Genomic DNA, 11301 nt, shown 5'->3' on the forward strand with positions numbered 1-11301 from the left:
CAAATACTTTTATACAAGTCATTCCATTGTGGGCTCTCTTTTTCAATTAATTTTAGTTTCCATATTCTTTTCCATTTCTTTATTTGTTTGCTACAAAGAATATAAACATAATAATTCTTCATTCCTTACCTCTGGATTCCCGCTTACGCGGGAATGACAAATAATAATTCCATACAACTACACATATTATCAATTATATATACTTCCTCACGACTGCCGTTACCACACCGGCAATCTTCAACTCACTCTTGGGTCTTATAGCTTTATACTTCGGATTTGCAGGCAACAGAGAAACCGCATCCCCGCGCTTTCTCAGATACTTCATGGTCCACTCCCCGTCTACCTCAGCAATCACAATATCACCGCTCTTTGGGGTCTGAGACCTGTCTACTATAACCATGTCACCAGGGAGTATGCCGGCCTCAACCATGGAATCACCGGACACCTTTAGCAAAAATGTAGCCTCCCTGTTCTCTACAAGCAGGTCATCAAAAGAGAGCGTATCCGCCAGCTCTTCCTCGGCAGCGCTCGGAAAGCCGGCCTCTACAGTGCCAAGGACCCTCGTGCCTGATACCAATGACCTCGGTATAAGCCTCCCTGTATGGTCCCTCTCTACCACCCCCATCTCTTCAAGCCTGTTTACAAACTTGAACACGGCATTCTTCGACCTCATACCGAGCATTTTCCCTATCTCAGAAAAACTCGGCATACGCCCCCGCTGCTTATAAAACCGGGCTATGGCATGAAACCGCGATTTTAATTTAGCCTCTCTGCTATGTTCCAGCTTCTTCACTCGAAAATACTCCTAAGTACCCGTCATTCCCACGTAACCTGTCCCCGCAGGATTTAAGCACCCGTCATTCCCACGGAAGTGGGAATCCAGAATCAGGCCCACGGTCTGGATTCCCGCTTACGCGGGAATGACGTTTTCATGAACCCTGGTGAGCCCTGAGCTGTGAGCTTGTCGAACAGTCGAAGGGCTCATGACAGTTCACCTTAAAATCCCAGTTATTTACCACAAAGACACAAAGGACACAAAGAATTATATTCCAGATACATCATCCAAAAATGCTCCTATTCACCCGTCATTCCCACGTAACCTGTCCCCGCAGGATTTAAGCGGGGAGTGGGAATCCAGTATCAGGCCCACGGTCTGGATTCCCGCTTACGCGGGAATGACGTTTTCATGAACCCTGGTGAGCCCTGAGCTGTGAGCTTGTCGAACAGTCGAAGGGCTCATGACGGTTCACCTAAAAATACCACCCTCACCCGTACCCTCTCCCTGCCATCTTTATAATAGGTGAACATTCGTTTACTGTCAAGGAGAAAACTTCATTTATTGCAATAACCCGCTTTATTAAAGTAATATGTCATCATGCAAAACAACCATCGCCTGCGTGAGGTGGCATTGCTCTTTCTCAAGCTTGGCGTCACGGCGTTCGGCGGCCCGGCGGCTCACATAGCCATGATGCGGGATGAGGTCGTAAAGCGCCGGAAATGGGTGGATGATCATCACTTTCTTGACCTGCTCGGTGCAACAAATCTTATACCGGGTCCTAATTCAACTGAGATGACAATCCACCTAGGCCTTCTCCGGGCAGGATGGAAAGGCCTTATCACAGCCGGCACATGTTTCATCCTTCCTGCCATGCTGATGGTCATGGCAATAGCATGGGCGTATGTCCGTTTTGGCGCAATGCCTGAGGTCTCCTGGCTCCTCTACGGCGTTAAACCGGTTGTCATAGCAATAATTGTACAGGCGTTATGGGGATTGGGGCGCCGGGCCGTCAAAGGATTATTAACGGCAATTATTGGACTGACCGTTCTCATACTCTATTTCTTTGGAGTTAACGAGATACTCCTGCTTTTTGCCGGCGGGTTTGTTGCAATAATTGCAAATAATCTGACATGGTCACGGAAAGACAACCTCCCTGGGTTAATTGCACCTGTTGCCGGGCTCTCATTACCGGCAGCAGCATCATCTGTTGTCCCTTTCAAACTTTCACACCTCTTCCTCATATTCCTCAAGATCGGCTCAGTCTTATACGGGAGCGGCTATGTACTGCTCGCATTTCTTCATAATGACTTTGTTTCGCGCCTCGGCTGGCTCACAGACCAGCAGTTGATTGATGCCATTGCAATCGGACAGGTAACTCCGGGACCTGTATTCACTACCGCAACATTCATAGGATATATACTTGGAGGCATCCCCGGGGCAATACTTGCCACCATCGGCATATTTCTCCCGTCATTTATCCTGGTGGCTGTTACTAACCCGCTAATCCCGCGTCTCAGACACTCTCCCCGTATAAGTGCGTTCCTGGACGGCGTAAACATCTCATCCCTTGGACTGATGGCCGCAGTAACGGTTCAGCTTAGCCAGACATCCCTCATAGACCCTCTTACAATTATAATGGCCGTCACAGCCGCCATCCTGTTGGTTTACTTTAAAGTCAATTCAACATGGCTCATTGCCGGCGGGGCCGCGACTGGTCTTATCAAAAGTTTCCTTCTGTAATCTTAATCATTCGGTTCATTGACAGCAATATGGCTAACTGATATTATGTCAATATACTTTCATTATTTCTAAACTAAATAAAGACTTTAGAGGCTGAATTCATGGAAAAAGAGATATACGAGATACATGCAAGCATATGTCAGATTATGGCAAATGCCAAGAGGCTTGAGATCATCAGCATCCTTGGAAACAGGGAATTGACAGTCGGTGAGCTTGCTGAAAAGATGGATATCAGGATGGCCAATCTATCCCAGCACCTGTCTATAATGAAGGCAAAGGGGATACTCAAATCCCGTCGGGAAGGTGTCAGCATCTATTACCGTATTGCAAACCCTAAGGTAGTTCAGGCCTGCAAATTGATGCGTGAGGTTATGATGGAGCAGATCAGGGAAAAGGGACGCCTTTCGATGTCAGGGTAATTATGAAAATATGGATTGACGCAGACGCGTGCCCCCGGGCCATCAGGGAGATTGTGTTCCGGGCCTCGCTGCGCCTTGATGTCCCGGTCTGCCTCGTGGCAAATCAGGATCTGTCGGGAGCCCATTCTATTCTGGTAACGTCTGTGCGGGTTGCCCCTGGTTTTGACAACGCGGACGAGCATATCATCCGGCATGTCACATCAGGGGACCTGGTGATTACTGCCGACATTCCGCTGGCCGCCCGGATCGTTGACAAGGGAGGGGTTGCCCTCGACCCTCGGGGGGATCTCTACACGGAAGAAAATGTAGGGGAGCGGCTCTCCATGCGCAACCTGATGCAGGAACTCCGGATGGAGGGGATAGTCAGGGGTGGGCCTGCCCAGTTGGGCCTACCGGACCGGCAGCGCTTTGCCTCTGCCCTGGACCGCCTGCTGACCCGCATGCTAAAGAGCGGTCGCTGACAGCAGACTCGTTAAGAAGTCTTGTTGCGACCTTATCATGTCAGGGTAATCAATGTCAGGATAATCTATTGACACAGACATGGCGTATTGCTATTTTATATCTGTGCTGTTTACCCTCATACATATAATCCATCTCCTGACCGTCATAATCTGGATCGGCGGTCTAAGCTTCATAACAATAATTGTCATCCCAATGCTTATAAAGTGGGACGCCCCCCTTCAGAAGGCCCTCACCTTTCAGAGTATTGAACACAAGTTCGCCCCTATAGCAAGGGTTTATAATCTTATAACCGGGGCAACGGGTTTCATAATGGTCTACCTCACCGGCTGGCACAAACTTTACTTTACGGCAAAAGGGCTGCCACTGCTTATTATGACTGTCATCTGGCTGATCTGGTTTGTAATGCTCTTCGGACTCGAACCGCTAATTGTAAAAAAGATGCTCGACAACATGGCAAAGAACGGTGTAAAGATGGAGATAGAGGCTGTCTTTGCAAGAATGAACCTGATGCACTGGGTCCTGCTGACTGCCTCGCTCGTGGCATCAATTGCCGGAATAGTCTTTGCCCATAGCTACTTCTAAGGCAGGCCGGTACTGTCAATGCTCAGGGCTGGGATAATCTTCTATATCCCTGGCTTTATCATAATATTGACAGGACGGCGCATCCTGTGCCCTTTGCTCGGATTTGTTTAACCTCTGTCCCACCAAATATGATTCACATCATAGGATATTTCCTGAATCGTTGTAATATTATTTACAAGCATAATTTATAAGGAAGGATGTACGGCCAATGGTTGCAACAGATGCCTTAAAAAAAGATCACAGGGTAATTGAAGAGATGCTCAGGCTGCTGGAATTGACATCTAAAAAGCTGAATAATGGTGTAGACGTATCAGCAGACATCCTCCAAAAGTCATTGGATTTTATACTAAATTTCGCTGACAAATATCATCACGCCAAAGAAGAGGACATCCTGTTTAAAAAGATGGGAGAGAAGGGCTTCGGCATAGAAGGCGGCCCTGTTGCCGTAATGCTTGATGAACATAATACCGGACGAGGTTATACGCAGGCATTGTCAGCGGAAATAGAAAAGTACGCGGCAGGCGATGGTGACGCACGCAAGGCTGTCGCTGAAAATTCAAGAAATTATGTACGCCTTATGACTACTCACATCATGAAAGAAGATAACATCCTCTACCCATTGGCGGATAAGATAATTTCTCAGGATGAACAGAAAGAACTCCTTAATGAGTTTAACCTCATAGAAAACCTTCGGTTTGGAAATGGGCGGCTCTTCTTCTATCTGAGTATGCCGGATGATCTGATCAGGGCGATGCACTGACAATGGCCTTGACATACCTGCGATGCTGGATGTATTATGATTTTTCAAATTTTAATGGGTCCGGGAGGAACAAATAATCTATGGAAAATCAAGATAAATTCACCGCACTGCACAGGATACTGCACTGGATAATAGCCCTGACAATGCCCATCCAATTCATAACCGGTTTTTTACGCATGTACTGGATGAACAAAAACCATATTGTCAGCATCATTGAGAATGAAACTATAAATTCACCACTATCAAAAGAGCAAATGGTGAATATTGCAATATCAATCCGTGAACCAATGTGGGAATGGCATGAACTATTTGCCGACATAGTTATTATTGCCTTTATTGCAAGAATTATTTATATGCTGGTAAAGAAGTCCCGTTTTTCTAATCCATTTACAGGGACTCTCACTTTGAAAGAGCGATTAAAAGGCCTGACGTATGTCTATTTTTATCTGTTTGTCTTCATTTCTGCAGTTACTGGAATTTTCATTGAATGGGAGCTTCTTCCTCAATGGAAAGAAGGTATTGAAACAATTCACAAGTGGGGCCTTTATTGGTTTCCTATCTTCATTCTGCTTCATTTTGGAGGAATTTTCCTTGCCGAATTATCCAATGAGAAGGGTCTCACTTCTAAAATGATTGGGGGAGATTAAGTATCTCTAAATCGGTATTTCATCCCGAATCTTCGCGTACGGCCCGCCATGCCGGCGGGCGTGCAGGTATGGCGCAGTCTCTTTGCTATCACATCTTTTGAATGCGGGAAATTGCTCTGAAAAACATATTTTTCTTATGGTACATCACGCCCGTGGATAGCATTACAATAGTTCCAATACATTCTCTTTCGCCCCTGCATTGACGTTCTTCATCAAGGCAAGATGTAAAAAGCAGACACCAGTGTTATATTTATTAATGGAAAGCCACGCAAACCGGCTATAGTCAAAATATATGAACCTTACCGCCTGGGATGGAGGATCAAATGACGGAAATGACCGGCAACAGCAATAGAAAGATCATAGCCTTCGTCACACTGGGGCTGCTCGCAGCCGTATGCGCGGCCGCGCTCATTGTCTATCTCAATTACAGGCAAAAGCACATAAGCACTGACGATGCCTTCATAGACGGCAACATTCACACAATTGCATCAAGGATACCAGGCACTGTAAAACAGATACTGGTCAGGGACAATCAGCCAATTAAGGCAGGAGACCTGCTCATCCTGATAAGTCCTGAAGACTATCAGGTCCAGGAGCAGGAGGCTTTCGCAGCATACATGGCAGGTGAGGCAAGGCAGGCAGCGGCATCCGCTTCGCTTGAGTCAGCGAGAAAGAAGCTGGATGAAGTCACGCTATCAGCAGCATCAGCAAAGGCTGACTTGCAGCTCAATGAAGCTGACATGAGACAGGCTGAACTTGATATGAAGCGCGCTGACGACCTCTACAAAAAGGAGGCCATATCCAAAGAGGCGTACGAGCAGGCACTGACCAATTACGAAACTGCTGCTGCCCGTGCAGCCTCTGCAAACGCAAATCTCACCAGGGCCATCTCATCAATCGGGACCCAGAAGGCTATAATTGAAGAGGCATCTGCAGCAGTTAAGGTGCAGGCATCTGAGGTGGGCAAAGAGCAGGCTGCACTTTCTTATGCAAGGCTTAATGTGGGATACACAAAAATATTTGCGCCGGTTGACGGCGTGGTTACAAAACGTACAGTACAGAAAGGCAACCAGATACAGCCAGGACAGGCGTTGATGGCTGTTGTGCCGCTGGACGATATCTGGGTTACAGCCAACTACAAGGAGACCCAGCTCAAAAATGTCAGACCAGGACAGAAGGTACAGATAAGGGTGGATATGTATCCGGACAAAAAGTTTCAGGGCAGGATTGACAGCATAATGGCCGGAACCGGTGCCGCATTTTCCCTCTTTCCGCCCGAAAATGCCACTGGCAATTATGTGAAGATAGTGCAGAGGATACCAGTGAAAATTGTATTTGAAAAACCTGATTCAGAACACATCCTGCGTGTCGGCATGTCAGTGGAACCCACTATCCTTGTTGAGTGATGTAACGATTTGACACTGCTAAAACAGGAATTTATCGTTTCCTGACTTTGCCAGAATCTGCGGGGATATACATTTGAATAAGTGGCTTATAGCATTGACAGTCATGCTTCCCACACTGATCGAGATAATAGATACCTCGGTCGTGAATGTATCGCTCGAACACATACGCGGCAGTCTTTCAGCCGGCGTTGATGAATCCACCTGGACAATAACCTCATACCTCGTTTCTAACGCAATCATAATACCACTTACAGGGTGGCTCAGCAGGAGATTCGGCAGAAAGAGATATCTGCTCTTTTCAATAGGGCTCTTCACTGCCAGCTCATTCATGTGCGGGGCAGCGTGGAACCTCCAGAGCCTGGTATTCTTCAGGATACTCCAGGGTATCGGCGGCGGGGCAATGCAGCCAATCTCACAATCAATCCTGCTCGAGTCGTTTCCGCCCCGTCAGCACGGCATCGCGATGGCCGTATTCGGTGTGGGTATCATGTTCGGACCGATTGTAGGACCGCTTATGGGCGGCTGGCTCACTGACAACTGGTCATGGCACTGGATATTCTTCATCAATGTGCCGATCGGCATAATTTCAATGTTCATGGTCCTGTTCTTTATCTCTGATCCTCCATATCTAAAGGGGAAGGGGCTAAAGGTTGATTACGCTGGCCTTGGCCTGCTCGCCATCTCGCTTGGCTGCCTTCAGGTGGTGCTTGACAAAGGACAGCAGGAAGACTGGTTTGCTTCACAGTTCATAGTAGCACTAACATTCATCTCTGTTGTTTCTCTGATTTCCTTCATAATTAATGAGCTCCGCGTTGAAAATCCAATTGTTAACCTCAGACTATTCAGACAGGCAACATTCAGCGCAGGCAATATTGTGATGTTCTGCGCATTTTTCAATCTTTTTGGCAGCATAGTGCTTCTGCCGATATACCTTCAAACTCTTATGGGATATACTTCAACCCTGTCAGGTCTTGTGCTCGGCCCCGGAGGCATTGCCACGCTCATAGTCATGCCAATAGCAGGGCTGCTTGTAACCAGGGTGAATCCAAAAACACTGCTCGCTTTTGGTATCATCGTATGTTCGTATTCAACATATGTGATGTCCCAGTTCAACCTGTATGCAGACTTTACAACTATACTCTGGCCCAGGATTCTCCTTGGAATTGGGATGGGGTCTCTCTTCATACCGCTCACAACCATGACAATGTCCGGTATAAGAAAAGAAGATATGGGAGATGCCACATCATTCTATAATCTGCTGCGGAATCTTGGAGGCAGCTTTGGGGTGGCATTTGTTGCCACGACACTTGCAAGGAGGTCCCAGTTTCACCAGGGCAGGCTGTCAGAGGGGTTTACTCAGTTTGACCCGGCGTTTCAGCAGGCAGTTTCAACAATTGAAAGTACCCTGCGAGGGGCAGGGGCTGATCCGGCAACCTCGTCATACGGCAGTCTCGATATTCTATACAAAGAACTTATACGTCAGGCAGCAATGCTCTCCTTTAACGATGCCTTTTACATTGTGAGCATATTGATGCTGCTTACACTTCCGCTGATTTTTCTGATGCGCAGGACAAAGTCGGCCGAATTACCGCCGATGCATTAAATGATACCCAAAGAGATCAGACAAACGAACTTCGGGTGCTCCCGAAAGAGTAAACCAGGACGCTGCTGCACACCTGTTGGAACATCCCGGAACACCAAAGGATGCACCAAAGGCTTTTCTCGAGCAAATAGAACAGGTGATCCGGCTTATCCGCTCGAAGGGAATCGGCGTCTTCTTCTGCACGCAGTCACCAACGGATATTCCACAGACTGTGCTGGCACAGTTAGGCAACCGTGTGCAGCACGCGCTGCGGGCATTCACGCCAAACGATGCGGAGAACCTGCGCAAGACCGTAAAGACCTATCCACGCTCCGATTTTTATGAGATTGACAGGGCGCTCACGTCAATGGGGATCGGGCAGGCGCTGATTACGGTGTTGAATGAGAAGGGAATTCCCACGGAGGTTGCCGTTACGCATCTGGTTCCGCCCCGCTCCGTGATGGGTCCGCTGCCGGAGAATGAATATCGTAATCTGTTTCTCTCTTCAGAATTCTATCGTAAATACGAAAAGACGATTGACCCCGTGAGCGCTCAGGATATCCTTTCAAGCCGGATGGCGCAGCAGCAGACACCGGCCGGAGCTCCAGTTTACAAATCCTCTCAAAGGAAAGCAGAAAAAGGAATGGTGGAGCAGGTGCTCTCCAGTTCTGTCGGGCGGCAGATTGGAAGAGAGCTTGTGCGCGGTGTGTTCGGGATGTTGTTTGGCAAAAGACGATAATGAGAGAGCACTAATACCAGTGGCTTGAATCCCGCTACGGCTCCGGTTTTTGGTATAAACGGTTCGGCCGCAGCATTCGCCACTTCTCCGCAGTGAGATACTGGCGCAACTGAGCGAGATCAGGTGAGATATGCAGAAATTCCTCGTTATGGTCGGTGTGGTCTGCCAGATTCGTCAGCAGAAATCCGCCGGGCTTTACGGCTTCTGCCAACGCCAGCAAATAATTCATGGGGTCTGGTACATGTTCGAATATTTCCGTAGCCACGCAGAGATCACATGCCGGTAAATCAGGAATCGGACAGCTCGGTGTGCAAGCAGCGATTGAGGCAGGCAATTCCCACCGCTGGCAGAGCCAACGCAGGAAGTCCATATGCAGCAGTGGCAGGTCGGCCAGAAACAACTGCAACGGCTTGCCTTGATTCCGCAACCGGCACGCCCACGCAATCGAAAACTGCGCCAGACCACAGCCAAAATCCACGATAAGTGGATCGGCCCGCTCTTCCAGGATGCCCAATTCGGGCCACGATGTGAGCAACGGTTCATCGTAGCTGAGCAGGCGCATAAACTGCAAGGGCTCATGTGCTGCGTAAGCCTGCTGAAGTTCCATCGGCGTGTTTCCCCAGAACGGCTGGCACAATTCCATCTGTACCAGCACGTGAGCCTTGAATGACCGCCCCCGATGCCCCTTAGGCAGCGCGGCCCAGGAGCGATAGAACCGGTCGCGGCTCTCCTGGAGGCTGATTCTCAACCGCTCCGCGTTCCATTCACAAAACGCCTCCTGCCACCGGTTCAGGCGGGGAGTCGTGAAACCGAGCACCGTGCACCGCTTCGACTTATTTCGCCACATTTGGGACAGCCAGCTCATGACAGTCCTTCCTTATGCACTCTTCTATCCACGTCCTCCTCCTACGCTCTCTTCAGAAATTAACAATTGCTCTTTGACAACTTAAGACCTTCTGATGGCAAACGAGAAGTGTCTTGTCCGTTAATGCATGTTTCAACTGGCTGATCTCGCTGTGGAGCCTGGACTCAGCGAGTTCAGGGCGGAGGTGTCCTGCTCGAGATATTCGGAACAACTATTTCGGGCTTAAAGTTAATCCTGCCATTGCTGCAGGCGTTATTAAAACAGCGCTTGCAGGGTTAACTGATCCTTCACATCCGCAGAGCTGACAGGACTCTGACCCAATCATACGCAACGCCTTGATTTACCTGAAGCCGGGGAAGGGAATTGAACCCTCAACCTACGCATTACGAATGCGTTGCTCTGCCATTGAGCTACCCCGGCAAATTGTCAATTACTGCGGAGAGCAGTCTTGATGCATCTTTACTGCGCATCACTGCCATATTAACTACATCTTCATGCCTCAGGGGAGATGCACTGATGCCGGCAGCATTATTGGCTATCATTGATATGACAAGGACCTTAATGCCAAGATACCGGGACATTATAACCTCAGGCACTGTAGACATGCAAACTGCATCTGCACCGAGTGTGCGGAGCATCCTGATCTCTGCCGGCGTCTCGTAGGAGGGCCCTGTGACCGCGGCAAGGGTGCCGGTGTGCAGGGTTATCCCAATATTTCCGGCAGCGGATAAGACCAACTCTGCCAGCTGCCGGTCGTAAGCCTCTGTCATATCTGTGAAACGTGTCCTGTCAGCGGCATGAGGGTTCGTCTGCAGCATTATGCTGCCCGCTGTCCTTTCTTCAAAGGGCGAAGGGGCTCTGAGTGGATTTGATCCCATCATGTTAATATGATCTGTAACGAGCATAAAATCGCCTGGATTGAAACCGGGTCTTATGCCTCCTGCAGAATTTGTCATGATAACCTGCCTGACACCCAGCGATGAGAGCACTCTGACAGGGAAGGTGACCTCATCCATGCTGTATCCCTCATAATTGTGCACCCTTCCCTGAAGAAGTATGATCTCTTTCCCATTTTTAGAGCCATGCAGAAGGCTTCCTTTGTGACCGCTGACTGTTGATATTGGAAAATCAGGGATGTCCTGATACTTGATTTCTGACACACCGTCCAGCAGAGCGCATGTATCCCAGCCTGAACCTGTTATAATTGCGGTTGAGGCTGAGATATTCAGTAACGCCGACTTAATGTATTTTACAGCATCATCAACTGGTCTCATTCTTGAAACCTGTTCACTCGAAAATACTCCTGAGTACCCGTCATTCC

General features: G+C 48.5%; 12 protein-coding genes and 1 tRNA gene. 9 read left to right on the top strand and 4 right to left on the bottom strand.

The window, feature by feature from the left end; translation table 11 throughout:
• Positions 1–193: 193 nt before the first annotated feature.
• The gene (gene lexA / locus IT393_10160; GenBank protein ID MCC7203009.1) at positions 194–793 is read right to left on the bottom strand and encodes a repressor LexA; all 600 of its coding nucleotides are present in this window, start codon (positions 791–793) and stop codon (positions 194–196) included.
• 582 nt (positions 794–1375) lie between these two features.
• Here lexA and IT393_10165 point away from each other — a divergent pair.
• The 9 genes from IT393_10165 to IT393_10205 all read left to right on the top strand — a co-directional run bounded on the left by IT393_10165 (position 1376) and on the right by IT393_10205 (position 9115).
• Positions 1376–2518 carry a chromate transporter gene (locus IT393_10165; GenBank protein MCC7203010.1) on the top strand — a complete coding sequence of 381 codons (1143 nt, stop codon included), beginning with the start codon at positions 1376–1378 and terminating at the stop codon, positions 2516–2518.
• Positions 2519–2619: 101 nt separating this feature from the next.
• Positions 2620–2937 carry a helix-turn-helix transcriptional regulator gene (locus IT393_10170; protein MCC7203011.1) on the top strand — a complete coding sequence of 106 codons (318 nt, stop codon included), beginning with the start codon at positions 2620–2622 and terminating at the stop codon, positions 2935–2937.
• A gap of 2 nt (positions 2938–2939) precedes the next feature.
• The gene (locus IT393_10175) at positions 2940–3398 is read left to right on the top strand and encodes a YaiI/YqxD family protein (protein MCC7203012.1); all 459 of its coding nucleotides are present in this window, start codon (positions 2940–2942) and stop codon (positions 3396–3398) included.
• Between the two features lie 103 nt (positions 3399–3501).
• Complete coding sequence (locus IT393_10180; GenBank protein MCC7203013.1) at positions 3502–3981, top strand: hypothetical protein; 480 nt, start codon at positions 3502–3504, stop codon at positions 3979–3981.
• 208 nt (positions 3982–4189) lie between these two features.
• Positions 4190–4741: a hemerythrin domain-containing protein gene (locus IT393_10185; protein ID MCC7203014.1), complete on the top strand. Its 552-nt coding sequence runs from the start codon at positions 4190–4192 to the stop codon at positions 4739–4741.
• Positions 4742–4821: 80 nt separating this feature from the next.
• Positions 4822–5388: a cytochrome b/b6 domain-containing protein gene (locus tag IT393_10190; GenBank protein ID MCC7203015.1), complete on the top strand. Its 567-nt coding sequence runs from the start codon at positions 4822–4824 to the stop codon at positions 5386–5388.
• A 323-nt stretch (positions 5389–5711) separates the two neighbouring features.
• Positions 5712–6794 (top strand): HlyD family secretion protein, encoded by a 1083-nt coding sequence (locus tag IT393_10195; GenBank protein MCC7203016.1) that lies wholly within the window; start codon positions 5712–5714, stop codon positions 6792–6794.
• Positions 6795–6897: 103 nt separating this feature from the next.
• Positions 6898–8397: a DHA2 family efflux MFS transporter permease subunit gene (locus IT393_10200; protein MCC7203017.1), complete on the top strand. Its 1500-nt coding sequence runs from the start codon at positions 6898–6900 to the stop codon at positions 8395–8397.
• A 73-nt stretch (positions 8398–8470) separates the two neighbouring features.
• A complete protein-coding gene (locus IT393_10205) occupies positions 8471–9115 on the top strand; it encodes a DUF853 family protein (protein MCC7203018.1) in 645 nt (214 codons plus the stop codon).
• A gap of 34 nt (positions 9116–9149) precedes the next feature.
• Here IT393_10205 and IT393_10210 read toward each other — a convergent pair whose 3' ends face one another.
• The 3 genes from IT393_10210 to IT393_10220 all read right to left on the bottom strand — a co-directional run bounded on the left by IT393_10210 (position 9150) and on the right by IT393_10220 (position 11254).
• Positions 9150–9980, bottom strand: a complete 831-nt coding sequence (locus IT393_10210) for a methyltransferase domain-containing protein (protein ID MCC7203019.1) — start codon at positions 9978–9980, stop codon at positions 9150–9152.
• 348 nt (positions 9981–10328) lie between these two features.
• A tRNA-Thr gene (locus tag IT393_10215) sits at positions 10329–10400 on the bottom strand.
• Positions 10391–11254 (bottom strand): purine-nucleoside phosphorylase, encoded by an 864-nt coding sequence (locus IT393_10220; GenBank protein ID MCC7203020.1) that lies wholly within the window; start codon positions 11252–11254, stop codon positions 10391–10393. The genes IT393_10215 and IT393_10220 overlap by 10 nt, the downstream gene beginning before the upstream one ends.
• Positions 11255–11301: the final 47 nt, after the last annotated feature.

Source organism: Nitrospirota bacterium, from assembly GCA_020851375.1.
Taxonomy (GTDB): domain Bacteria; phylum Nitrospirota; class 9FT-COMBO-42-15; order HDB-SIOI813; family HDB-SIOI813; genus RBG-16-43-11.

Bases quoted from the DNA above. Each gene is read 5' to 3' on its own strand.
- IT393_10165 (MCC7203010.1), top strand. From the start codon at position 1,376: ATGCAAAACAACCATCGCCTGCGTGAGGTGGCATTGCTCTTTCTCAAG.
- IT393_10170 (MCC7203011.1), top strand. From the start codon at position 2,620: ATGGAAAAAGAGATATACGAGATACATGCAAGCATATGTCAGATTATG.
- IT393_10175 (MCC7203012.1), top strand. From the start codon at position 2,940: ATGAAAATATGGATTGACGCAGACGCGTGCCCCCGGGCCATCAGGGAG.
- IT393_10185 (MCC7203014.1), top strand. From the start codon at position 4,190: ATGGTTGCAACAGATGCCTTAAAAAAAGATCACAGGGTAATTGAAGAG.
- IT393_10190 (MCC7203015.1), top strand. From the start codon at position 4,822: ATGGAAAATCAAGATAAATTCACCGCACTGCACAGGATACTGCACTGG.
- IT393_10195 (MCC7203016.1), top strand. From the start codon at position 5,712: ATGACGGAAATGACCGGCAACAGCAATAGAAAGATCATAGCCTTCGTC.
- IT393_10200 (MCC7203017.1), top strand. From the start codon at position 6,898: ATGCTTCCCACACTGATCGAGATAATAGATACCTCGGTCGTGAATGTA.
- IT393_10210 (MCC7203019.1), bottom strand. From the start codon at position 9,980: ATGAGCTGGCTGTCCCAAATGTGGCGAAATAAGTCGAAGCGGTGCACG.
- IT393_10220 (MCC7203020.1), bottom strand. From the start codon at position 11,254: ATGAGACCAGTTGATGATGCTGTAAAATACATTAAGTCGGCGTTACTG.